Raw genomic sequence first — 24091 nt, 5'->3', positions numbered from 1 at the left:
CCTCAGAACAACGGCCGCGCCGCCAGTTCCAGGCCGAGCAGGATCAGGAACGCCATGAAGCACTGCCGAAAGCGCACGGGCCTGATCCGTGCGCGCAGCCGCTGGCCCAGCCACATGCCGAGCAACGCCGGGACGATGGCCGCGGTTGACGTGCCGAGCTGGCTGACCTGAAACGCGCCGTGCCAGTAGAGGCCGATGGCGAGCGCCAGGGTGGACACGCTGAAGGACAGGCCCAGCGCCTGCACCAGCTCGTCGCGGCTCAGGTTCAGCGAGCCCAGGTAGGGCACCGCCGGCATCACGAATACGCCGGTCGCGCCGGTCACCACACCCGTCGCCAACCCCACCACTGGCGATAACCAGCGCTCCAGCCGCGCCGACACGCGCAAGGCCGGTGCGAGCAGAGCGTAGAGCGCGTATACGATCAGCGCGATGCCCAACCAGAACCCCGACCAGAGCGGAGTGGCCACCACCAGCAAGGTCGAAGCGGCCAGCGTGCCGAGCACGATGCACAGCATCATCGGCCACAGCCGGCGCAGCAGTGGCGCCAGTGCAGGGCCGCTGAACAGTTGCCAGAGGTTGGTCACGAAAGACGGCACGACCAGGATCGCCGCTGCTGCCGCAGGCGCCATCACGGTACCCAGCAACCCCATGGCCACGGTCGGCAGGCCCATGCCTGTCACGCCCTTGACCAGCCCGGCGGCGAGAAAGGTGCCGAGCAGAAACAGCAAGTAGAAGGTGGCGTCGTGCATGGGGCAAGGCTCGATTGAGTGACCTGTGCAATTGAAGCCGCTCAGGGGACTCGGCACAATGCGGAAAACTCAGTGCAGCCTTCGGCAAAACCAGAGGCAGAGAGGCTCCGATGCGACTCGATCTGGCAGATTTGCAGCTGTTCCTGTGCATCGCCGATGCCGGCAGCATTACCGCGGGTGCGCAGCGGGCGAACCTCGCACTGGCCTCCGCCAGCGAACGGCTGCGCAAGATGGAACGTGCCGTCGGAGTAGCCCTGCTGGAGCGCCGCGCCCGCGGCGTGACCACCACCGAGGCTGGTGAGGCGCTGGCCCATCATGCACGGCTGATACTGCGCCAGCAGGACACCTTGAAGGGTGAGCTGCTGGACTACGCAGCCGGCGCCCGAGGCACCCTCCATCTGTACGCCAATACCGCCGCGCTGGCGGTGTTCCTGCCCAACCGGCTCGCGCCGTGGCTGGCCGAGCGGCCGCGCCTGCGCATCGAACTCAAGGAGCGCACCAGTGTGGATATCGTGCGCAACGTGGCCAGCGGCCTGGCCGAGGCGGGCATCGTGTCCAGCGCCGTCAGTGCCGAAGGCCTGCACCTGCAGCCGGTGGCCAGTGACCATCTGGTACTGGTCGCCGCGCCCCATCACCCGCTGGCCGATCGCCGCAGCCTGGCGTTCGCCGAGGTGCTCGGCGAAGCGTTCGTGGGGTTGGCCCAGGGCAGTGCGCTGCAGGATCACATCAACGAGCACGCACGGGTGGCCGGTCGGCCACTGGATGTGCGCATTCGCATGAACAGTTTCGAGGCGCTTTGCCAGATGGTCGCCCATGGCATCGGCCTCGGCATCCTGCCGCTAGGCATCGCCCGGCTGCACAGGCGCCGCCATGGCCTCAGGGTGATCGCCCTGAGCGACGCCTGGGCCCGGCGCGAGCTGTGCCTGTGCTTCAGGGATTGGAGCGAGTTGTCGATGCCGATGCGCAGCCTGCTCGGCCATCTGGGTGGCCATCCAGGCCCCGCTGAAGCGGGCTGGCCTGCAGGCAGATAACCGCCGAAATACGTCGATTGCTTCCCCGGGAAATACGCCTCCGCATCCACTATCGGTGGGCTTTTCAGCCCACTGCAAGGCAAAGAAAAATACGTTTTTTTTACGCGCCTGATGGTTTTTCGCCCTCGATAATTCGCCCACTTCCCAACGACTTTTCACACCTCGGGAATTTCTATCCGGGGAGCGAGCGATGAATCATCTCCATGCCAACTCCCAGCCTCAGTCACTGGTCTGCCGCGTCGACGTGGCAGGAAGCTCCGATGAATGAGGCGCCGCGTGTGCTGCTGATCGACGATGACAAGCCGATGCGCAAACAATTGCGCACCGGCTTGGCGAGTCAGTCGTTCACCGTGCTGGAAGCCGCTACTGGTGCCAGGGGCCTGACGCTGGCGGCCAGCCAGGCGCCACACCTGATCATTCTCGATGCCAGCCTGCCGGACATGGACGCCAGCCAGGTGCTGCGCGAGTTGTGTGCCTGGTCGACGGCGCCATTGCTGGTGCTGTCAGCACGCGAAGGCGAGGAGGAGAAGGCGCGCTTGCTCGACCTGGGTGCCACGGACTACGCCGCCAAGTCCGTCGCCATTCAGGAATTCGTCGAGCGCGCCCGGGCGCTATTGAGCAATACGGCTCAGGCGCTGGTGCTGCAACCCGCCGTGCGTTCGGGGCATCTGCACGTCGACCTATCCCGACGCCTCGTGACCCTGCGTGGCGAAGAGGTGAGCCTGAGCAGAAAGGAATATGCCGTTCTGGAAATTCTGGCCCGTAACCACGGGCGCATCATCGCCGCCGAACATCTGATCCGCCTGGTGTGGGGTGCCAGCCACCTGGGCGACAGCCGCAGTCTGCGCACGGTCGTCGGCCGGCTTCGCCACAAGCTCCAGAACGGCGCCGGCAGCGTGCGGGTGATTCAGACCATCGTGGGCGTCGGCTACCGCCTCAACGCCGAGGAGTGTTGAGTGCAGCGCACAGCCACCACCGGCATACCTGAGACAGCAGGACGCCTTATCGGCTACGCCCGCGCCAGCCGCGACGAGCCGGATGCGCAGGCGCAGGTGCTCGCGCTCAAGGCCGAAGGCTGCGCTGAGCTTTACGTAGAGCAAGGCCAGAACGCCTGGCGCAGCCGACCCGAGCTGGCGCGCCTGCTGGATGCCATCCAGCCCGGCAACACGTTGATGGTCACCCGGCTCGACCGCCTGGCGCGTAGTACGCGGGACCTGCTGGAGATCGCCGAACACATTCACGCCACCGGTGCACGGCTCGCCAGCCTCGCCGAGCCCTGGGTCAGCGGTAATGCCGCGGTGCTGGCGGTGTTCGCCGGCATCGTTGCCTTCGAGCGCTCACTGATCGTCGAGCGCACCAGCCTCGGCCGGGAAGCCGCCAAGGCGCGCGGCGTGCAATTCGGCGCCAAACCCTGCCTGGCCGAGGAGCAGATATGCCTCGCCAACCAGATGATCGCGCAGGGCAGCTCGGTCAGCGAGGCCGCCAGCAAACTGGGCGTGCACCGTTCGACGCTTTACCGGGCACTGGGGCGAGTGAAACAGGCGGCACGCTGAGCGTATGTCCACTTGCCGTGCCCCAGCGTTGGGATGCGTGGCTAACGCACCGGCCCGGCCGCTTGGTTTTACCGGTAGAGCAGGGCGGTGCTGCCTTGCATCGCCCGGCGATCAGGCGTTCTCGTTACCCGAGCGGATAAACGAATAACGGTCGATATCGGTCCGCAGCTGCCAGCCCTGGCTTTGCCAGTAATCGGCCGCTGCCTGGTTGGTCCTGAGAACGTCCAGATGGCACTTGTAAATGCCGACCGCCTCCAGGCTCGCCAAACAACGTTCCACCAAGGCATTGGCGATGCCCTGGCGCCGATAGTCCGGGAGCACCAGCAGATGCTGCAGATACCCGCGCCGCCCGTCATGCCCGCACATCACGCAGCCGCACAGCACGCCGTCGACCTCGGCCACGAAACTCATACCAGGGTTACGCTGCAGATACCGCGCGGTCGCTTCTCGCGAGTCGGCATCGCGTAGCGAAATCCCGGGTGTCGAGCGCATTAGGGCGATGACGACGTCGTAATCGGCCAGGGTCATTGTGCGGATGTTGAGCATTGGGGCCTCGGTCTAGGATGTTGTGACGGCGGTGTGGCATTGATGAGTGGCGGTGGGGGGCAGAAGATCCGCGTTTGGCGGAAGTAAGCTCTAGCTCTCGTCTGCTTTCGGGCAGAAGCGGACATTCGAGGTCGGAAGGTTCTCTCCGTGCGCAATGAAATAGCCTGCAATGCTGCCGGGTTGAATCCCCCCTGAGAGCCACGTTAAAATTCTGCTCACTACGGCGTGTGCTGCGTGCGCCCGGGGTTAGCCCCGTATACGGAGAACGATTAGTCGTTTTCCGTGAGGCTTTCCAGAGACATGCAGCAGTCCAACTTTTCATGGCAACGCCCCGCTTCTTTGAAGCTCCGCTGGTTACATCCTGCCAACTCAACATTCCGCATTCATACCGCTGACCAGCGTACTTCCTGGCCAGCGTTTCGCTGTATCCGCTATTTAACGGCTGCGTGCTCCGCGCGATACAGCGCCAGTTTTCATTCGCTAAAGGAGAATCCTGCGTGACCCAATCGTCATCCTCCCTAAGGCAGTCGGCGCTCAAGCGCTTTCTCGCTAGCGAGGCATCCGGTGGCATACTGCTGATGATCGCGGCCGCAGCCGCCGTGATCGTTGCCAACAGCCCGCTTGCCAGCACCTACTTGCACCTTCTCCATGCTGAAACAGGCCCTATGCTCAGCGACAAGCTAGGCCCTATGACTCTGCATCTGTGGGTCAATGACGGCCTCATGGCAGTATTCTTTCTGCTGGTTGGCCTGGAAATCAAGCGCGAGCTGGTAGATGGACGTCTATCTTCTTGGGAGCAGCGCCGGTTGCCGGCCTTGCCAGCTCTGATGGGTATGGCAGTGCCGGCAGTAATCTATTTGACGCTAACCCAGGGCGACCCTCTGTTGACTAATGGCTGGGCCATTCCCGCCGCTACCGATATCGCTTTTGCCATCGGTGCCCTGGCTCTGCTGGGGCGCCATGCACCGCTATCTCTCAAGCTGATGCTGGTTTCCGTGGCTATCATCGATGACATGGGTGCAGTGGCCATCATTGCAGTCTTTTACACCTCCTCAATCAACCTAATGGCGCTGCTCGCAGCAGCAGTGACCATCGGCGTGCTGTTCGTGCTCAATCGCATGCGAGTGATGGTGCTCTGGCCTTATCTGATCGGCCTGGCCCTGCTTTGGTACATGACTCTTCTCTCAGGAGTGCATGCCACCATTGCAGGCGTCGTGGGTGCATTTCTGATTCCCTACATACCTTCACTTGGAGAGCCGGACGCCGCTAACTCGCCCTTGCACCGCTTGGAGCACGGCATCGCACCATGGGTGGGCTTCTTGATCGTCCCCGCCTTCGGCTTCGCCAACGCAGGAGTATCCTTCGTAGGCTTTTCCATGGCGGACCTTCTCGCGCCACTGCCGCTCGGCATCGCAGCAGGACTTTTTATCGGCAAGCAACTAGGGGTGTTCGGCGGCGTACTGCTGGCGGTGAAATCAGGTTTGGCGGCCAAGCCTCGCGGCTGCACTTGGTTGCAGATCTATGCGATATCGATGCTCTGCGGGATTGGCTTCACCATGAGCCTTTTCATCAGCGGCCTCGCTTTCCCTGGCCACCCTGAGTTAGTCGAAGAATCCAAAATCGGAATTATGCTGGGCTCGCTGCTATCCGCCGCTGTGGCTTGCCTGATCTTGCGCCTTGCACCCAAAGCGCAGGATCAGTTGCAGGAGGAGGAGCAACAGAAAGTCGAGATTCAACAGGACGGAGACGTGCAACGGATCTGATCCCGATGCCGAAAAGACCCGTCACAGACGGTTCTTTTCGCTGGGCTCTACGAGAGTTTGGCAGCCACGTAATAGCCGGCGAAGCTCATCAGCAACGAGCCCAGCACGTGTGTTGTTATTGTGACCGCCGCCCACCCTAAGCGCTCCTGCTGAAGCATGAACATCACTTCGGCAGAAAACGCGGAAAAGGTCGTCAGCCCGCCACAGAAACCAGTGGTGATCAGCAACTTCCACGCTGGGTCAAGATTCGGAAAACGGGCAAAAAACGCCATCGCCATTCCAATGATGAATCCGCCGATCAAGTTGACCATCAGAGTGCCCAGCGGCAGATTCGGAAACAGGTGGTTGAGCTTCATCGATAGAAGCCAACGACTCACGCAACCGAGAGATCCGCCGATGATGACGGCAAGCAGAGAACTATACATAGGCTTTCCAAAAGAGGGACTGGTACTGGAAAGCGCGCAATAACCTACGGCCCTTTCCAGGGTTCGTAGGCATCATTAGCCAGAGGCGGTTTGAGGAGGAATGCCATCTCCTTAACCAGATCTTAGTTGCAAATACATGCTAGATAAAGTGGTGCCAATGGCCGCTTTCGGCCGAAAGCAGGCACTAGCTACTGGTCTCAAGCAGCCTTCATTACCTCTCCCTAACTTCCCAACCGCAATACCGACCAATCACCTTCCCGGCGACCCGAAACCCAACCATACTCAGCAGGCCACGCCACCACTCCTTATTCCACCTTCACATAAACCAGTCTGCGGTCCACGAGCCGTAGCCGTTGGGAGATCCATTTGCTGACCGTTCCGATGGATCTCACCGCCGATGACCGCCTGTCTCATGTGCTCAGTGCCAGCGAGCGGCTGGCGATGGCGGCTTCGCTGGACGAGGTGGTTGCCATCCTGCGTGATACCGCGCGGGCCACGGTGGGCGCCGAGGGCATTGCGGTGATCATCGAGCAGCAGGGGCGCTGCGCCTATGTCGCCGAGGATGCGGCTTCACCACTTTGGCAGGGCCAGAAATTCGCGAGCGATGCGTGCGTTTCCGGTTGGTCGATGCTTAACCGTGAGACGGTGGCGATCCGCGATGTGCGCGACGATCCGCGCGTTCCGCAAACGGCCTATACGACAACTTTCGTGCGTAGCCTGGTGATGGTGCCCATCGGCCGGCCTGCACCTGTCGCGGCACTTGGCGCTTACTGGGGCGATGTGCGTGACCATCATCCCGATACCATCGCGCGGTTGGAAAGCCTGGCACGGCTGGCGACCATCGCCATCGAAAACGCGCGCCTGACCCAGGCGCGCAATCGCGAGACGGCCATCGGCGCTGCGCAGCACCGCATTCTGGAGCTGGCAGTCGCGGAAAGGGCGCTCAGTGACACGCTCGACGGCGTCGTCCACGAAGTGGACGCGTTGTCCGTATCGGGTTTTCTGGGCGGCATCCTGCTGCTCAACGAGGGTGGCGAGCACCTGGAGCATTGCGCGGGGCCGAGCCTTCCCCGCGCCTACAAAGAGGCCGCCAAAGGCATCGCCATTGCCCCGAGCACCATCACCGCCGCGGCTGATATCGGTGGCGACCCTGATTGGGGCGCCTTGCGTGAGCTGGCCGGCAGGCATGGGCTGCACATCTGCTGTTCGATCCCGATCCGCTCGGCACAGGCTGCGCTGCTCGGGGCCTTCGTGCTCTATCACCCCAAGTGCCGCGAGCCGCTGGCGGCTGATACCGAGATCATCGACTTCGTGGTGCACACCGTGGGGCTGCTCGTGCATCGCACCCGCGCGGATTCGGCGATTCGTATCAGCGAGGCACGTTTGCGCCTGGCCGTCGACCATGCCGATGTGGGTTTCTGGGATGTGGATTTCGTGGACAACACGCTGGTCTGGCCGGTGCAGACCAAGACGATGTTCGGCATCTCGCCCCATGTGGATGTCACCCTGCAGGACTTCTATGACGGCTTGCACCCCGATGATCGTGAAGCGACGATTGCCGCCTTCACCGCTGCAGCCGACCCCGACCGACGCGCACTTTATGAGGTCGACTACCGCACCATTGGCCGCGAAGATGGCATCGTGCGTTGGGTTGCGGCCAAGGGGCGGGGCGTGTTCGACGCCGCGGGCAAGTGTTTGCGAGTGACCGGCACCGCCATCGACATTACCGCCCGCAAGGTGGCCGAGGAGGAGCTGCGCGAGCTTAACGACACCTTGGAAAAGCGCGTCACCGCGGCCATCGCCGAGCGTGAGGAAGTCCAGAAAGCGCTGCGCCAGAGCCAGAAGATGGAGGCCATGGGTCAGCTCACCGGCGGCGTCGCCCATGACTTCAATAACCTGCTAACGCCTATCGTCGGCACGCTGGACATGCTTCAGCGCCGCGGTGTGGGCGGCGAGCGCGAGCAGCGGCTGATCTCTGGCGCCATGCAGTCCGCCGAGCGTGCCACAACGCTGGTGCAGCGGCTGCTGGCCTTTGCGCGTCGGCAACCGCTACAGACTGTGCCGGTCGATGTGGCCAAGCTGGTCAGCGATATGGGCGACCTGCTGGCCAGCACCACCGGGCCGCAGATCCGGGTGATCGTCGACGCGCCGGACAATCTGCCTGCGGCCATCGCCGATCAGAACCAGCTGGAGATGGCGCTGCTCAATCTTTCGGTGAACGCCCGCGACGCCATGCTCGAGGGCGGCACCATCCGTATCTCGGTGAGCCTGGCGACTGTCGACGACGGCCACCGCTGCAAACTGCCAGCGGGCGAGTATCTGTGCCTGTGCGTCGCCGATACCGGCACGGGTATGGAGGCGGCAACCCTGGCCCGCGCGGTGGAGCCGTTCTTTTCCACCAAGGGTGTGGGCAAGGGCACCGGCCTGGGCCTTTCCATGGTGCATGGGCTGGCCTCGCAATTGAATGGCGCGCTGACCATCCAGAGCGCGCCTGGGCTCGGCACCAGTGTGGAACTGTGGTTGCCGCGCAGCCTCGCCGAGCCAGCCGCTGCGCTGCGCCTGGTCGGGGTCGTCGAACCGCGATTGACCCGCGGCACTGCGCTGCTGGTCGATGACGAGGAACTGGTGCGCACCAGCACCTCGTACATGCTGGCCGAGCTGGGGTATCGGGTGATCGAGGCTGGCTGCGGCGAGGAAGCCATGCAGCGGGTGGCCAGTGGCGAGCCTTTCGATCTGCTGGTTACCGACCACCTGATGCCCGGCATCAACGGCACCGACCTGGCCCGGCTGGTGCGCGCCTCGCGTCCTGGCATCGACATCCTGCTGGTGTCCGGCTACGCCGAACGCGAAGGTCTCGACCCGGAACTGCCGCGGCTCACCAAACCGTTTCGCAAGAGCGAGCTGGCGGCGAGCCTGGCTCGGCTGCGCGGCGAGTCATGGGAGGAGGCGCTCGAGGCGCAAGCCGTGGCGCCCTGAGCCAGCGGCTCGCACTGCCACGTGACGGCAGGGGCGTATCACTGCCAGTCAGACCGGCCTGTCCCGTTCTTCCTGCCTTGGGGCTGCTGGTGCCGTCAAACGAATGATCTGCCTGGCCAAGAATGCCCCGGTGAGGATCACACCGAACAATCTCAGCGTTTGCATGGCCAGGACCAGGCCCGCGTCGGAGTGGGTTTCCACCGCGATGATCGCCATTGCATCCAACCCGCCGGGACTGGTCGCCAGGTACATCGATAGGAAGTCCGCTCCGGTCAGCGCAGCGAGCAGCCCGGCGAGCCCGGCGCAGAGCATGATCAGCACCAGGGCGCCGATGATCATCGATGGCAGGCGCCGCCAGACGTAGCGCAGGGTTTCGCGATCGAAGCGCAAGCCGATGTAGCAGCCGATGGCTCCATAGCCGAACGCCAGCAGCTCGCTGGGCAGGGTGATGGTCAGAAGGCCGGCCAGCTGCAGTGCGGCGCCGAGCAGCAAGGGCACCAGCAGCGCCCCGGCGGGCAGAAACGCACCGGCTGCAACGCCGGCCAGGATCACGCCGATACCCAGCACCAAGTTCCCATGGCTCGCCACTGCTGCGCTGGCGATGGCCTGGCTCACCCCGGTCGTTGCGCCCAGCAGGTGGCTGACCAGCGCGCCTACCATCACCACGCACACCACTCGTACGTACTGCATGGTGGCCACCAGACGCGAGTCGGCGCCGTAATCTTCGGCCATGGCAACCATCGCCGATGCCGCGCCGGGCGCAGTTCCCCAGGCGGCGGTATGGCCGGGGATGCCGCCGAACCGCACGGTACCCAGGCCCACCAGCGCACTCAGGCAGACCGTCAGCACCGTCGCCAGCAGCATGATGTGCCAGGAGGTCGCCAGCGACATCAGCACCGACCAGGTCATGGTATGGGCGACCAGCAGCCCAACGCAGCCCTGGCCAAACCGGAAGACGTTCTTGTGCAGGCGCAGCCCCGCACCACACACACCGAACACGATGGCCACCAGCATGGGGCCCAGAAATAGGCCCGCCGGCACCTCGACGGCATGCAGGGCTTGCCCGGCAACCGCGGCGCTGAGGCTCAGAGCGAGCCAGCGCAGTGCCTGGCCGGACGATGTGAGAGGGGGATTGGGCGCTGACATGGGCATCCTGTAAATCACGCGCGTGAACGCTTTGATGCAAATTATCGACAGGCCAATTCATCACGTCTATTTTCTAATTTTTCTTAAACGATAACTTTTGTGAATGAATTATGGATCTGCGTGACCTCGGTTATTTCGAAACTATCGCCGAAATTGGCCATCTGGGCCGGGCTGCCGACAAGCTCAATCGCAGCCAGCCGGCCCTGACCAAGAGCATCCAGCGGCTCGAGGAGTCACTGGGTGCGCGGCTGTTCCAACGTGAGGGGCGGGGCATCAAGCTGACCGAGGTGGGCGAGCTGCTGCTGATCAGAAGCAAACAACTGCAGATGAGCGTTTCCGAGACACAGCGCGAGGTGCGGGACCTTGCCAACGGCCTGATCGGCAACGTGCGCCTGGGGTGCGCAGCCAGCATGGCCGAGTATCTGCTGCCGCAGTTGGCGGCTTCGTTGCTGGAGCGCGCTCCCGAGGTGCGGCTCAGCCTGTCGATCGCGCAGGACGACGTGTTGAAAAACTCGCTGAAATCCGGGCAATTGGATGCAATCATCAGCCCATTGCATGCCGAGGATCCGCAGTTCGTCACCTACCCGATCCTGCAGGATGAAGCGGTGGTGGTGGCCAGCGTCGATCATCCGATTTTCGCCGCGCCCTACGGCCTTGCCGATCTGACCCGCTACCGCTGGATATTGCCGTCGCCAGCGGTTTCGTCTCGGCGTTGGGTGGACAACGTGTTCGCCGCCCACAAGTTGGCCGCACCCGTAGTGCAGATCGAGACCAACACCATCTCCATGCTTCCCAGGCTGATCGCCCGCACCAACCTGCTGAGCTTTCTGGCCAGGGAGACGCTGCAGTTCAGCCAGGGCATGAACCGGCTACGGGAAGTGCAGTTGCCGGAAACCACCATGCAGCGAACCGTAGCGGTGACGGTCCGAGCAGAGGGCTATCTGCCGTCGGCGGCGGCTACCCTGGTCTCGATGCTGCGTGAAAATGGCCGTCAGTTCTTCAGTGGCGACTGAGCGACGGTCGAATAGGCAAGCGCCGTTGCCAAGGTCTTTTGGCGGCCGCTATCCGCTGCGCGAAAAAGAGTTTTCAGCTGATGCTTGACGAGGTAGAACGATCGTTCTACCTTTGAGCCATGAACAAGACGACGACTGATACCCGCGAAAAGATCCTGGCCACCGCCGAGCAGCTCATCTATCAGAACGGCATCCATGCCACCGGCATGGACCTTCTGGTGAGAACCTCAGGCGTCGCCCGGAAAAGTATTTACCGCTACTTCGTAACCAAGGACGAAGTGGCCGAAGCTGCGCTGAAAGCCCGCGATATCCGCTGGATGTACTGGTTCAGAACCGAGTGCGACAAGGCGGATACACCCCAGGCGCGCATCCTGAGCATGTTCACCGTGCTCAAGGGCTGGTTCGAATCCGAGGGTTTCTGCGGTTGTGCGTTCATCAACACGGCAGGGGAGGTGGGCGACCCCGATGACCCCATCCGCCAGCTCGCCAAGCTGCACAAACAGAAGTTGCTGGATTACACGCTCGAGTTGACCGAGCAACTGGATATCGAGCAGCCGCAGGCGTTGGCCAGGCAGTTGCTGGTATTGATCGAGGGCGCAATCACCATGGCACGTGTGATGGGTGATTACAGCGCCGCCGACAGCGCAAGGGACGTTGCGCAGCTGTTGTTAAAACAGGCCTCGCCCTGACGGCCTGAGCTTCAAAGACGCTACCCCGACCGATCTATCCACGTTGCCTGGAGGCACTACCATGTCCGATGCCCAAACTCGCCCGCCACTTCCTCCTTTCACCCGCGAAACCGCGATCGAGAAAGTACGACTCGCCGAAGATGGCTGGAACAGCCGCGATGCGGAAAAGGTTTCGCTCGCGTACACGCTGGACACCAAATGGCGTAACCGCGCCGAGTTCGCCACCAACCGCGAAGAAGCCAAGGGCTTTCTCACCCGCAAATGGAAGAAGGAGCTGGATTATCGTCTGATCAAGGAGTTGTGGGCCTTCACCGACAACCGCATCGCCGTACGCTACGCCTACGAATGGCACGACGATTCGGGTAACTGGTTCCGCTCCTACGGCAACGAAAACTGGGAGTTCGAGGCCGATGGCCTGATGCACCGCCGTTTCGCCTGCATCAACGACATGCCCATCAAGGAAAGCGAGCGCAAGTTCCACTGGCCGCTCGGCCGCCGCCCGGACGATCACCCAGGCCTGACCGAGCTGGGCCTGTAAGCGCGGGCTTGCCGGATAGAAAGAGCCCCCAACGGCAGTGCCGGTTGGGGGCTTTTTTACAGCTGCCAATTGTACGGTGATTCGCTCCACTGCGAGAGTGGCCTGCCAGGCTCAGACGCTGCGCGTGACTCCGCCATCGACCCTGATGTTCTGCCCGGTGATATAAGCCGCACCGGCGCTTGCCAGAAACGCGATGGTGGCAGCCACCTCGTCGCTGGTGCCGTAGCGCTGGAGTGGTACACCCTGGCGCCGCTCTTCGGTTGCTGGAAGGCTGTCGATCCAGCCGGGCAACACGTTGTTGATGCGAATGTTGTCCTTGGCATAGGTGTCGGCGAATACCTTGCTGAACGAGGCGAGGCCTGCACGGAACACAGCCGAGGTCGGGAACAGGTCGCTGGGCTCGAACGTCCATGCGGATGAAATGTTGATGATCACCCCGTCCTGCTGCTTCTGCATGATCGGCGTGACCAGGCGCGCCGGGCGCACGACATTCAGAAAGTAGGTTTCCATGCCTTGCTGCCAGTCTTCATCGGTAAGCTCCAGGATGGGCTTGCGCGGGCCGTGGCCTGCACTGTTCACCAGCACATCGATGCGACCCCATTTGGCGACCACGGCATCGACCAGGCGCTGGAGATCCTCGACCGACTGGTTGCTCCCCGTCACACCGATACCGCCCAGCTCGTTGGCCAGGGCTTCGCCCTTGCCGGATGACGAAAGAATACCGACTTTGAAACCGTCCGCCGCCAGACGCTTGGCGACGGCAGCGCCCATGCCACTGCCCGCTGCAGTGATGATCGCAACTTTTTCTTCAGGCATGCTGCCTCCCAGGGATGAAACTGCGGTAGTGCAGATAGATCCACACTAGCAGCCGACCGGCTTGCGAGGGAGCTAGCCTGGCTTCGCCTAACCAGTAGATTTGCTATCGGTAGCCTGATTCGCCACCGCCACGATCTGCTGCTTCAGGCTGGCTTTCTTTGGAGGTGACTGCCAATTGGTATCGCGCGGTCGATGTTCCATACTTCGCCATCGTCTTGGAAGGTGGAGTTGATCATGCAAAAGCCTGGGGCTGGTACCCGAGCTGCTCAGGCAGACCGTACGCGCACGTCCATTCTCAAGGCGGCGGTCAAGGTGTTCAGTCGCCAGGGCTATGCCGGTGCGCGAACCGAGCAGATCGCCAGCCAGGCGCAGTGCAACGAGCGGATGATCTATTACTATTTCGGCAGCAAGGACGAACTGTTCGTCAGCGTGCTGGAGCATATCTACGCCCAGTTCAACCGCGCCGAGGCGCGCCAGCGCTTCGATCTGGCGCAGCCCCGGCAGGCGATCCGCGATCTGGTCGCCTTCACCTGGAATTACTACCTCAAGCATCCCGAGTTCATCACCATCCTGGGAACCGAAAACCTGCTGCAAGGCGTCCATGCCCGCAAGTCGAGCAACCTGCGGGCGTTGTCCGGGACGGCCGTGGGGATGCTCGAGCCGATCGTCAGGGCAGGGCAGGAACAGGGGCTGTTTCGTGAGGACATCGACATCCGCCACGTGTATCTGATGATCGCCTCGCTCTGCTACTTCTATAACTCGAACCTGCACACCCTGAGCTGCTTTCTCGACGACGCACTGGCGTCGCCGAGCGAAAAGCACAACTGGCTGGGCTTCATTTCCGACCTGGTGCTGCGCGGGCTGGCGCGAGGGGGCGAGGGCGCCTAGCTCGCGCTGGTAGCGTCAGTGGCTTCCCGGGTTGGCGCGCACATGGGCGACCCTCTCCGGCAGGTTTTTCCAGGCCGGTTGCTCGCCGGCGAAGTGCTGGCGCAGGTAACCGGCCAGGTCCGCCACCTGGCGGTCGCTGAGGTTGTCCTTGAACGCCGGCATGTAGCCCAGATCAGGCGTGGCCGGCTTGTCGATGCCATGCAGAATGACATTCAGCAAGTTGTCCGGGACGGCACTATGCACGTTGCTGTTGACCGCCATCGACGGGCTGACGCCGAACAGCTGGGGTCCGTTGCCGTCACTGTGACAGGCCTGGCAGGCACCCTCGAAGATCCGCTGGCCACGGTTGAGGGAAAGGGTGTCGACGTCCGTGGCGGCGGTCGCTTTGGTGGTTGCGCTGGCGCCGCTATCCAGTGACACCAGATAGTGGGCGATGGCCTCCACATCGCTTTTCGGCAAGGTTGCCAGTTCGCTGACCACCGGCCCCATGGGCCCGGCGGCCACGCCATGCTGGCTGGAGAAGCCGCTGCTCAGGTACTCGCTCAGCTCGGCTTCCGTCCAGGGCACGCCACTGCTGCTCAGGGCATTCAGGGCTGGCGCTTCCCAGCCATCGACCACGCCGCCAGCCAGAAAGGATTTACCGGTTTTCTCCGCGCCCAGCAGGTTGCGCGGCGAGTGGCAGGCGGCGCAGTGGCCCAGGCCGTTGACCAGATAGGCGCCACGGTTCCACTGCTCGGAGCGGCTGGTGTCGGCCTGGTATTCGCCGCGGCCGAGAAACAGCGTGTTCCAGCCGGCCATCAGCGGGCGGATGTTGAACGGGAAGCTCATCTGGTTGGCGGGAGCGGACTGCTTCACCGGATCCTGGGACATCAGGTAGGCATAGAGCGCCTGCATGTCGGGGTCGCTGATGTTGCGAAAGGCCGTATAGGGGAACGCCGGGTAGAGATGACGACCGTCGCGGCTGATGCCTTCGCGCATGGCGCGCTCGAAGGCGCCGAACGACCAGGTGCCGATACCGGTTTCCCGGTCCGGGGTGATGTTGGTGCTGTACAGCGTGCCGAACGGCGTATCCATGGCCAGGCCGCCGGCGTTGGTCGCGCCATCCGCTGCCGTGTGGCAAACGGCGCAATCGCCAGCCGCGGCCAGCAAGCGGCCACGCTCCAACGTCGCGGCGGACCAGGTGCCTGACGCCGCGGGCGCCACCGGGGCGATTTCGGCGCGCCAGGGCATGGCGGTGGCGAACAGCCCCAATGCGGTACCGAACACACCGGCCAGGCCGCCCAGCCACCATTTGCTGCGTTTCTTGCCGGTTGTAGTGGTGGGTGCGTCTTCACTCGGTGAGTGGCCATTGAGAGCCGCTCTTACCCGTTCGGCGGTGATCGGCAGTTCGCGAAAGCGCAGGCCGGTGGCGTCATAGATCGCGTTGGCGATGGCGGCGGCGCTGGGCACCGAGGCTGACTCGCCACTGCCCATTGGTGGTTCGCTCTGGCGCGGCATCATCATCACGTCGATGGCCGGCACCTCCGGGAAAGTGAGGATCGGATAGGTGCCCCATTCGCTGCTGGCGACCCTGGACTCCTCGAATTGCACCTGCTCCTTGAGCACCCGGCTGGTGGATTGCACCACGTTGCCGTGAATCTGATGGCGCACTCCGTCGGGGTTGATCATCATGCCGGCGTCGTGGCCGATCACCACGCGGGTCACCGCAACCTCGCCGGTACGCTTGTCCACCGCCACGTCGGCGACCCAGGCTGCCCAGGCCGCGCCGAAGCCGGGAAACTTGCTGTGGATGTAGCGTGCGTAAGCGAAGCCGCGACCGCGCAACACGTCACCCTCGGGCGGGGTCTGCTGCGGCTGGGTGTGGGGTTGCCAGTCGGCGCGCTTGGCGGTGGCTTCGATCAGCTCGCGGGCTCTGGGATCTTCCAGATGCTGCAGGCGGTACTGAACGGGGTCAATGCCGGCGGCAAAGGCCAGCTCGTCGATATACGACTCATGGGCGAAGCTGTTGGGCAGCGCCGAGACGCCGCGCATCCACGAGGCACGCACCAGCGGCGCCATGTCGTTGATAGTCACGCGCATGTGTTCGTAGTCGTAGGGCGGTATCGAGGTGCGGTCGCCCATTTCGAACATCATCGGCAGCGGTTCGACCCGGCCGGTCAGCAGCAGGGCCAGGGTGGGCGCACCGTTGGACGGGTAGCTGGTCTGGAAATCATAGGCGCTGATGCTGCCATCGGCGTTCAGGCCGCCGTCCACTTCCATCAGTTGCGCGGTGCCCTTGGGCTCCCACACGTGTTCCTGTTCGCGGGTCAGCTGCACGCGCACCGGTTTGCCCACGGCGCGCGACAGCAGCAGGGCATCGGCGCAGACGTCGTCGGCACAGTTGCGGCCATAGCAGCCCGAGGCCTCCATGCGGATGATCTCGATACGGCGCTCGTCGCACTCCAGCAGCCAGGCCAGATCGGCACGCAGCAGGTGCGGGTTCTGCGTGCCGGACCAGACCCGCGAATGTTGCTCGCCGTAATCGGCCAAGGCGCAGGAAGGACCGATCGACGCGTGCAACTGGTAGGGCCATAGGTAGGTGCGGGTGAGGCGTTGGTCGGCATCCTTCAGGGCCTGCTCGACGTCGCCCTTGTCCAGCACGGTACGGGCGATGCGCGGGTTGTCGCGAATGGCCTGGGCGACATCACGCAGGTCGGGCAATTGCTGCTGCCAGGGTTTCCACTCGATGCGCAGTTGCTGGGCGGCGCGGATGGCTTGCTCCTCGCGCTCGGCGACCACGCCGACGAAGTCGCGGATCACCACCACGGCAACGATGCCGGGAAGCTCGGCGATGGAGCTTTCATCCACTGCGAGCAAGCTGTTGCCGACGAAGTCGCCACTGTCGTAACCGGCGTAGGGCGGGCGGATGACGCGACCGTGGAGCATGCCGGGCAGGCGCATGTCATGCACGTAGGTGAGCTCGCCGGTGGCCTTGGCCGGGATATCCACCCGCGCCGCGCCCTGGCCGACCAGGCGGTATTCGCTGGCGGGTTTGAGCGGTGCGTCGCCGCTGATTTGCAGGCGAACATGCCCGCCCGTGATCAGCTCACCGAAAGCCAGCTGGCGGCCATCGGGATGGCTGAACACGCCGTCCTCGAGGGTCAGCTGTTCGCCTGGCGTCTGCCAGCGCTCGCTAGCCAGTTGCAGCAGGTGGCGACGGGCTTCGGCAGCGGCATTGCGCAAGGGCACGGCACTGATCTGGATGGTCGCACTGGCGATGGTGGCGCCCTGGTTGGGCGCGCGCTCGGTATCGCCCAGCACCATTTCGACCTGGTCCAGCTGCAGGTAAAGCTCTTCGGCGACGATCTGCGCCAGGGAGGTGCGAATCCCCGTTCCCAGATCCACGTGCCCGTTGAAGGCATACACCTTGTCGGCCCCGGTGATGGCCAGGAACAGACCCAGTTCCCTGGGCTTGAGTGTGGCGCTCCGGCCCTTGGGCATTGGCCCGGAGGGTGGCTGGATGGTGTCGACGACCAGCAATACGTCGGGCTGGGCCAGCCATTGCTCGAGGGTCAGCTGCATGGGGTGTCTCCGTGCGGGGCGGCCGGGCGGCCGGCGGCGCGCAGGGCGGCGCGCATGATTTCGACGTGGGTGCCGCAGCGGCACAGGTTGGCCGACAGCTCACGGCGCAGTTGTTCGTCGCTGGGGTTGGGGTCGCGCAGCAGCAGGGCCTTGATGGTCATGATCATGCCGTTGAGGCAGTAGCCGCATTGCGCTGCCTGTTCGGTGATGAAGGCTTGTTGCACCGGATCGGGGCATTGCCGGCTGCCGAGCCCCTCCAGGGTAGTCACGCTGCGGCCTACCGCGCCGCCGACGGGAAATACGCAGGAGCGGGTGGCGCGGCCATCGACGATTACCGTGCAGGCGCCACATTCGCCAAGGCCACAGCCGTACTTGGGGCCATTGAGGGCCAGGTCGTTGCGCAGGATGTAGAGCAGCGGCGTCTGCGGCTCAGCGTCGAGCTGCAGCGTCTGTCCGTTTACCTGCAGGGTCAGGGTCTTTTCCATGGGCCGCCTTTTCTGGCCGATTTCCAGCGTTACCGCAGTACCCAGGAAATAGGCGTTTTGTTCGTTAAGTGCTTACTTCATGAAATATGCTTTTGGGTACGCAAGGAATGGGCCAGGGCGAGTGATTTGGGTAAATCGGGGATTATTGCCACCAGCTAGCTGCCCGCGACTCCGAGGAGGATCTTGGATGCAATGTCTGCAGGGTGGAGGGAGCTGCGGCTGACCGGCATTTGTGGGAGTGCGCCATGCGCACGAATCGCGGGCATGGGCCGGCGGAACGGCCGGCGTTCCGGTCCGTCCTAAGGGCTGCCAGTTGATTGTCACGGTTGCGGGGCGACGGTGCGCCAATTGGTGGGCTGAAGCCCACCCTACCCGAAGGTGCGCGGCTGTAGGGTGGGGCGGGCGGTGATCCGCTTCAGCCCACCACAGTCGAATGTTCGCTACCGGCGCACTGTTTGTCGTAAGCAGGGCGCAGCAATCTGTTAACTACTCGCCGCTGTCGTTCATCTTGCGCAGCAGGTAGAGGATTGCGATGCGTTCGCCCGGGTTGAGGCTGCCCATGGTCAGCTCGCTGATCTGCTGGGCGCAGGGGATCATGTCGGCGAGCAGTGCGCTGCCGGCGGCGGTGAGCTCGACGATGACCTTGCGCTTGTCGCTGGGGTCCGGCGACAGGGCGACCAGGTCGCGTGCCTTGAGGCGATCGACGATGCCGCGGATGGTGGCCTGGTCGACCGCCGTGGCCTTGATCAGCTCGGCTTGGGAGCTGGGGCCATGGTCGCGCAGGGCGCACAGGGTGACGAACTGGATGGAGGTGAGTTGGGCGTCGCAGGCGTTCTGCTGGAAGATCGCGGTATGGCGCTGGTAAGCCTTGCGCAGCAAGTGGCCGATCTGTTCGGTGACCTGGTAGGTGGTGGCGGACGAATCGTCGATCGACATGGGAAAACTTCGCTGACAGGCGCTGGGCGCCGAGTATAACCGCGCAAGCCGGCGAGGTGTTCGCTGTGCCGGCTTGCGGGCGTTGGGGCGGTGGCTGACGCTGCGCTGCGGCGTTGTCAGTCGGCCTTGGATTCCGGCGGGTAGACCACGTCGCCGGCGAGCACCACGGCCCTGTCATCGAGGTAGATATCGCAGCCGCGCAGCGGGATGTCCAGGTGGCACGGCGTCTTGCGAGTACCGCCGACTTCGGTGTTCGGGCCAGTGGAGAACAGGAAGTTGCCGTAGAAGGCGCGGGCGTCCATGCACATGCCGTCGTTGCGGTCGTGCAGGCCCATGGCGGTCCACTGGGCGCGCGGCTGCAGGCCCCAGCCGATGTGGGAAATGCCGTAGACCTCGGGGTCCTTGAAGTACTTCAGGTAGTCGCGCAGGTACTCGGCCTCGAAGCCGCCGTGAATGTCGGTGATGAAGCCCTTGTCGATTTCCAGGGTAATGCGCTCGCGGCAGTAGTTCTTGAACGGCAGCACGATGTCACCGACATCCAGCACCAGGGTGCCCTGGGCGGTTTCTTCGTTGGGCCAACTGAACAGGAAGCCACTGGGCCAGTGGTCCCAGCGCCCGGGCTCGTCGGCGAAGCCATATTCGGTCACCGCCGGGTACTGCCCCAGCTCGGCGTGGAAGTCGCTGCCCGCCGCCGAGCGCACGTGAATGCGGCGAGCCTGCTTGAGCAGTGCCTCGCTGGCCAGCACACGGCGCTTGTCGTCCTCGGTCGGCAGCATGCGCGCCAGTACTTCGGGTGGCTCCACGGCCAGCAGAATGCGTGTGCCGGTCTTGAGGATCTGCTCCTGCTCGGGCGAGTGCAGCAGCATCATGGTGTCGACCACCAGGTCGGCGGCTTCCAGTGCACGCTGCGCGGCCAGGTTGCCGGTCAGGGCGGTGTCGCCACAGTAGGCCGTCATGTCGTTACCCATGGCCCGCGGATGGTTGAAGGACGGCAACTCCACGGCATACACCTTGGCTTTCAGGCGCTGCGCGGCGTCCATCGCCGCACGCACGGTGCGCGGGTTCGAATAATGGCTCTTGAGAATGGCCACGCTCTGAGTCTCGTCGACCCGCGAGAGGGTCAGCACCTGTTCGAACATCTGGGTCAGTTCACTATCGCTTACCGGCATGGCAGGTCTCCTGGTCGCTCTGCTTTGGCTGTGCACCACGGTGAGTCGTGTTGCTGGATGTTGGTGCATTTTTATAGAGTGTTCACTCTATCTGTTTAAATAAAACCTCATGCAAAGTCGATTGGCAATCTTTCTGTTTTGGCGTTACAAATCTACACAAATGCCGTTTTGTGTGGCCTATAAGCGTTTTTAGATCTTTTTAAGACCCTCCGGATATTTTTCGAGAAAGCCTCTTCACTTTCTAAAAATATAGTGCATACACTGTAATTGTCTTGCGGGCATCGTCCCGCTTCGTAGCCAAGAAGAGGAGAGATGCCCATGGGCGCTCAGCAGAAAATCGCCATCGTCGGTGCCGGCCTCGGCGGGGCCGCCGCCGCCACCTTGCTGCAGCAGGCTGGCTTCGAGGTGACCGTTTATGAACAGTCGCCGGAGTTCTCGCGTCTGGGAGCCGGTATCCATGTCGGCCCGAACGTGATGAAGATCTTCCGACGCATGGGGCTGGAGCAGCCGCTGGAGCAGATGGGCTCGCACCCGGACTTCTGGCACAGCCGCGATGGCATCAGCGGCGACTACCTGTCGCGCATCCCTCTGGGTGAGTTCGCACGGCGCGAGTACGGCGCAGCCTACGTCACCGTGCACCGCGGCGACATGCACGACTTGCAGATCAACAGCATCGCGCCGGGTACGCTGCAGTTCGGCAAGAAGCTGGAGACCATCGTCGACGAGGGCGACCAAGTGCGCCTGACCTTCACCGACGGCAGCCAGGCCACGGCGGACATCGTGATCGGCGCTGACGGCATTCACTCGAAGATCCGCGAAGAGTTACTGGGCGTCGAAGCGCCGATCTACAGCGGCTGGGTCGCGCACCGGGCGCTGATTCGCGGCGAGAATCTGGTACGCCATGCCGATGTGTTCGAGCCCTGCGTGAAGTGGTGGACCGACGACCGCCACATGATGGTCTATCACACCACCGCCAAGCGTGATGAGTACTACTTCGTCACTGGCGTGCCTCACGAGGCCTGGGACTTTCAGGGCAACTACGTGGACAGCAGCCAGGAAGAAATGCTGGCGGCGTTCGAGGGTTATCACCCCACGGTGCAGAAGCTGATCCGCTCTACCGAGGACATCACCAAGTGGCCACTGCGCAATCGCAATCCCTTGCCGCTGTGGAGCCGTGGCCGGCTGGTACTGCTGGGCGACGCCTGCCACCCGATGAAGCCGCACATGGCCCAGGGCGCCGGCATGGCCATCGAAGATGCGGCCATGCTCACCCGCTGCCTGCAGGAAACCGGGCTGACCGACTACCGCACCGCGTTCGAACTCTACGAGGCCAACCGCAAGGAGCGGGCGTCGCGCGTGCAGGCGGTTTCCAACGCCAACACCTTCCTGCGCACCCAGGAAGACCCGGCCTGGGTCTACGGGTATGACGTCTATGCCCAGCCGTTGAAGAGTGGGGTCGCAGCATGAGCACGCTGATCGGCGGCGGCAACGTGCAGGCCAATGGCATTCGCCAGCACTACCTGCGCTATGGCGGCAAGGGGCCGGTGTTGCTGCTGGTGCCGGGCATCACCAGCCCGGCGATCACTTGGGGCTTCGTCGGCGAAGTGCTGGGCCGCCAGTTCGACACCTACATTCTCGATGTACGTGGGCGCGGCCTTTCTTCCAGCGGGCCGCAGCAGGCCTACGACACCGACACCTGCGCCGCGGACATCATCGCCTTCGCGGCCGCCCTTGGTTTCGAGCGTTACAGCCTGCTCGGCCACTCGATGGGCGCGCGCTTCGCCATTCGCGCCGCAGCGATGGGCGCCGAGGGATTGGAGCGCTTGGTGCTGATCGACCCGCCCGTGTCCGGGCCGGGGCGCCGTGACTATCCGAGCAAGCTGCCCTGGTACGTCGACTCCATTCGCCAGGCGGAGCAGGGCATGGACGGCGAGGCGATGAAAGCCTTCTGCCCGAGCTGGACGCCCGAGCAACTGCAGTTGCGCGCCGAATGGCTGCACACCTGCTACGAGCCGGCCATCGTGCAGGCCTTCGAAGAGTTTCACAGCGTGGATATCCATCAGCACCTGCCCGCCGTGCAGCAGCCAGCGCTGCTGATGGTAGCCGGCCGTGGCGGAGTGATCGAGGCGGTCGACGAGGCCGAGCTGCGCGAACTCAAGCCGGACCTGCAGATCGCGCGCGTCAGCGATGCCGGCCACATGATTCCCTGGGACGACCTGGACGGCTTCTTCGCCGCCTTCGGCGATTTCCTCGGGCAACCCATTCATCACGAGGTTCTGCCATGAACAGGCTCTATCGCATCGGCCAGATCGTGCCGAGCTCCAACACCACAATGGAAACCGAGATCCCGGCGATGCTCACCGCGCGCCAGGCCATCCGCCCGGAGCGCTTCACCTTTCACTCGGCGCGCATGCGCATGAAGCAGGTGAAGAAGGAAGAGCTGGCGGCCATGGATGCCGAGTCTGACCGCTGCGCGCTGGAGCTGTCCGACGCCAAGGTCGACGTGCTCGGCTATGCCTGCCTGGTGGCGATCATGGCCATGGGCCTGGGCTACCATCGCCAGTCCGAAAAACGCCTGCGCCAGGTGACCGCCGACAACGACGCCAACTCGCCGGTGATCACCAGCGCCGGTGCCCTGGTCGAGGCGCTCAAGGTGATGAAGGCCAAGCGCATCGCCATCGTCGCGCCCTACATGAAGCCGCTCACCGAGCTGGTGGTCGATTACATCCGCGAGGAAGGTTTCGAGGTGGTCGACTGGCGGGCCCTGGAGATTCCCGACAACCTGCAGGTCGCGCGTCACGACCCGGCCAACCTGCCGGACATCGTTGCCGGCATGAACCTGGAAGGTGTGGATGTGGTGGTGCTGTCGGCGTGCGTGCAGATGCAGTCGCTGCCGGCGGTGGCCAAGGTCGAGGCGCTGACCGGCAAGCCGGTGGTCACGGCGGCCATTGCCACCACCTATTGCATGCTCAAGGCGCTGGATCTGGAGCCGATCGTGCCGGGCGCCGGCGCGCTGTTGTCAGGCGCCTACTGAGGAGACGACCATGAGCGCGCAAAGCCTTAGCGACAACTATCAAGGCGTCTGGGGGCAGCGTATCGGCTTCGGTGCGCGACCTGCCCTGTTGATGATCGACTTCATGCAGGGCTACACCACGCCAGGCGCGCCGCTGTATGCGCCGGGTGTGGTCAGCGCGGTCGAGCAGTCGGTGGCGTTGCTGGATGCGGCGCGCAGGCTGGGTGTTCTGCTGGTGCACAGCAACATCCGCTACCACGCCGCCGATTGTGCTGACGGTGGCATGTGGGTGCGTAAGGCGCCGGTGATGAAGGACATGGTCGACGGCAACCCGCTGGCCGAGTTCTGCGCAGCGGTCGCACCGCTGCCGGGGGAGCAGGTGGTGACCAAGCAGTACGCCAGCGTGTTCTTCGCTACCAGCCTGGCTGCACAGTTGCATGCCCAGGGTGTCGATACCCTGATCCTGGCGGGCTGTTCGACCAGCGGCTGCATTCGGGCGAGCGCCGTGGACGGCGTGCAGCATGGCTTTCGCACCATCGTCGTGCGCGAGTGCGTCGGCGATCGCCACCAGGCGCCCCACGAGGCCAATCTGTTCGACATCGACAGCAAGTATGGCGATGTCGTCAGCCTGGAGGAAACACTCGACTATCTGCAGCGGCTCGCCCGCTGATTCACCATAAGGAGCTGGCGGTACGCTGCCTGTTCCATTGATCGCCCCACCGAGGGCGGTCGCCATGCATGCATGGCACTGACGCTGCCTTGGGAAGTCGCCGTTGCGACGCTCAACGCGTCGA

General features: G+C 63.7%; 22 protein-coding genes and 1 riboswitch. Of the genes, 13 read left to right on the top strand and 9 right to left on the bottom strand.

Annotated features, from left to right (window positions below; all coding sequences use genetic code 11):
- Positions 1-2 precede the first annotated feature (2 nt).
- Positions 3-749 carry a sulfite exporter TauE/SafE family protein gene (locus tag FB481_RS18105; RefSeq protein ID WP_147177246.1) on the bottom strand — a complete coding sequence of 249 codons (747 nt, stop codon included), beginning with the start codon at positions 747-749 and terminating at the stop codon, positions 3-5.
- Positions 750-859: 110 nt separating this feature from the next.
- On the opposite strand from FB481_RS18105, the gene FB481_RS18100 reads away from it, so the two are divergent.
- The 3 genes from FB481_RS18100 (at position 860) to FB481_RS18090 (ending at position 3333) form a co-directional block, all read left to right on the top strand.
- Complete coding sequence (locus tag FB481_RS18100) at positions 860-1780, top strand: LysR family transcriptional regulator (protein ID WP_147177245.1); 921 nt, start codon at positions 860-862, stop codon at positions 1778-1780.
- Positions 1781-2040: 260 nt separating this feature from the next.
- Positions 2041-2736, top strand: a complete 696-nt coding sequence (locus FB481_RS18095) for a response regulator transcription factor (RefSeq protein WP_147177244.1) — start codon at positions 2041-2043, stop codon at positions 2734-2736.
- On the top strand, positions 2737-3333 hold the full coding sequence (locus tag FB481_RS18090) for a recombinase family protein (protein WP_147177243.1): 597 nt from the start codon (positions 2737-2739) through the stop codon (positions 3331-3333).
- A gap of 111 nt (positions 3334-3444) precedes the next feature.
- Here FB481_RS18090 and FB481_RS18085 read toward each other — a convergent pair whose 3' ends face one another.
- Positions 3445-3879, bottom strand: coding sequence for a GNAT family N-acetyltransferase (locus FB481_RS18085; protein ID WP_147177242.1), 435 nt, complete (start codon positions 3877-3879; stop codon positions 3445-3447).
- 497 nt (positions 3880-4376) lie between these two features.
- On the opposite strand from FB481_RS18085, the gene nhaA reads away from it, so the two are divergent.
- Positions 4377-5642, top strand: coding sequence for a Na+/H+ antiporter NhaA (nhaA, locus tag FB481_RS18080; RefSeq protein WP_147177241.1), 1266 nt, complete (start codon positions 4377-4379; stop codon positions 5640-5642).
- 47 nt (positions 5643-5689) lie between these two features.
- Here the strand turns inward: nhaA and crcB are convergent, their stop codons facing one another.
- Positions 5690-6067 (bottom strand): fluoride efflux transporter CrcB, encoded by a 378-nt coding sequence (crcB, locus tag FB481_RS18075; RefSeq protein ID WP_093505974.1) that lies wholly within the window; start codon positions 6065-6067, stop codon positions 5690-5692.
- Between the two features lie 59 nt (positions 6068-6126).
- Positions 6127-6187: riboswitch (Fluoride riboswitch) on the bottom strand.
- A 246-nt stretch (positions 6188-6433) separates the two neighbouring features.
- On the opposite strand from crcB, the gene FB481_RS18070 reads away from it, so the two are divergent.
- Entirely contained in the window at positions 6434-9043 is a 2610-nt protein-coding gene (locus tag FB481_RS18070; protein ID WP_256662770.1) for an ATP-binding protein, read from the top strand.
- A gap of 48 nt (positions 9044-9091) precedes the next feature.
- Here FB481_RS18070 and FB481_RS18065 read toward each other — a convergent pair whose 3' ends face one another.
- Positions 9092-10189, bottom strand: a complete 1098-nt coding sequence (locus tag FB481_RS18065) for an AbrB family transcriptional regulator (RefSeq protein WP_147177240.1) — start codon at positions 10187-10189, stop codon at positions 9092-9094.
- Between the two features lie 110 nt (positions 10190-10299).
- Between FB481_RS18065 and FB481_RS18060 the strand changes: the two genes are divergently transcribed.
- The 3 genes from FB481_RS18060 to FB481_RS18050 all read left to right on the top strand — a co-directional run bounded on the left by FB481_RS18060 (position 10300) and on the right by FB481_RS18050 (position 12429).
- Entirely contained in the window at positions 10300-11202 is a 903-nt protein-coding gene (locus tag FB481_RS18060) for a LysR family transcriptional regulator (RefSeq protein ID WP_147177239.1), read from the top strand.
- A gap of 119 nt (positions 11203-11321) precedes the next feature.
- Positions 11322-11891: a TetR/AcrR family transcriptional regulator gene (locus tag FB481_RS18055; protein ID WP_093506241.1), complete on the top strand. Its 570-nt coding sequence runs from the start codon at positions 11322-11324 to the stop codon at positions 11889-11891.
- Between the two features lie 61 nt (positions 11892-11952).
- Complete coding sequence (locus FB481_RS18050) at positions 11953-12429, top strand: nuclear transport factor 2 family protein (RefSeq protein ID WP_013790358.1); 477 nt, start codon at positions 11953-11955, stop codon at positions 12427-12429.
- Between the two features lie 111 nt (positions 12430-12540).
- Here FB481_RS18050 and FB481_RS18045 read toward each other — a convergent pair whose 3' ends face one another.
- On the bottom strand, positions 12541-13245 hold the full coding sequence (locus tag FB481_RS18045; RefSeq protein ID WP_147177238.1) for an SDR family oxidoreductase: 705 nt from the start codon (positions 13243-13245) through the stop codon (positions 12541-12543).
- Positions 13246-13479: 234 nt separating this feature from the next.
- Between FB481_RS18045 and FB481_RS18040 the strand changes: the two genes are divergently transcribed.
- Positions 13480-14133, top strand: a complete 654-nt coding sequence (locus FB481_RS18040; RefSeq protein ID WP_093505966.1) for a TetR family transcriptional regulator — start codon at positions 13480-13482, stop codon at positions 14131-14133.
- Positions 14134-14148: 15 nt separating this feature from the next.
- On the opposite strand, the gene FB481_RS18035 is transcribed toward FB481_RS18040, so the two are convergent.
- The 4 genes from FB481_RS18035 to FB481_RS18020 form a co-directional block, all read right to left on the bottom strand.
- Positions 14149-17694, bottom strand: coding sequence for a molybdopterin cofactor-binding domain-containing protein (locus FB481_RS18035; RefSeq protein ID WP_147177237.1), 3546 nt, complete (start codon positions 17692-17694; stop codon positions 14149-14151).
- Positions 17685-18179 (bottom strand): (2Fe-2S)-binding protein, encoded by a 495-nt coding sequence (locus FB481_RS18030; RefSeq protein ID WP_147177236.1) that lies wholly within the window; start codon positions 18177-18179, stop codon positions 17685-17687. Before FB481_RS18030 ends, FB481_RS18035 begins: the two co-directional genes overlap by 10 nt.
- 486 nt (positions 18180-18665) lie before the next feature.
- A complete protein-coding gene (locus tag FB481_RS18025) occupies positions 18666-19115 on the bottom strand; it encodes a MarR family winged helix-turn-helix transcriptional regulator (RefSeq protein ID WP_093505959.1) in 450 nt (149 codons plus the stop codon).
- Positions 19116-19231: 116 nt separating this feature from the next.
- Positions 19232-20284, bottom strand: coding sequence for a 2,5-dihydroxypyridine 5,6-dioxygenase (locus tag FB481_RS18020; RefSeq protein ID WP_147177235.1), 1053 nt, complete (start codon positions 20282-20284; stop codon positions 19232-19234).
- Between the two features lie 318 nt (positions 20285-20602).
- Between FB481_RS18020 and FB481_RS18015 the strand changes: the two genes are divergently transcribed.
- From FB481_RS18015 to FB481_RS18000, 4 genes are read left to right on the top strand one after another with little or no spacing between them, the layout of a single operon-like run.
- The gene (locus FB481_RS18015) at positions 20603-21751 is read left to right on the top strand and encodes an FAD-dependent monooxygenase (RefSeq protein ID WP_045735553.1); all 1149 of its coding nucleotides are present in this window, start codon (positions 20603-20605) and stop codon (positions 21749-21751) included.
- Entirely contained in the window at positions 21748-22569 is an 822-nt protein-coding gene (locus tag FB481_RS18010) for an alpha/beta fold hydrolase (protein ID WP_147177234.1), read from the top strand. Before FB481_RS18015 ends, FB481_RS18010 begins: the two co-directional genes overlap by 4 nt.
- Positions 22566-23318 (top strand): Asp/Glu racemase, encoded by a 753-nt coding sequence (locus tag FB481_RS18005; protein WP_147177233.1) that lies wholly within the window; start codon positions 22566-22568, stop codon positions 23316-23318. The genes FB481_RS18010 and FB481_RS18005 overlap by 4 nt, the downstream gene beginning before the upstream one ends.
- Positions 23319-23328: 10 nt before the next feature.
- On the top strand, positions 23329-23967 hold the full coding sequence (locus FB481_RS18000; RefSeq protein WP_075930846.1) for an N-carbamoylsarcosine amidohydrolase: 639 nt from the start codon (positions 23329-23331) through the stop codon (positions 23965-23967).
- Positions 23968-24091 lie beyond the last annotated feature (124 nt).

This window comes from Pseudomonas sp. AG1028 (assembly GCF_007993955.1).
GTDB classification, from domain to species: Bacteria; Pseudomonadota; Gammaproteobacteria; order Pseudomonadales; family Pseudomonadaceae; genus Aquipseudomonas; species Aquipseudomonas straminea.
This window is presented reverse-complemented; position numbering and strand designations above follow the sequence as displayed.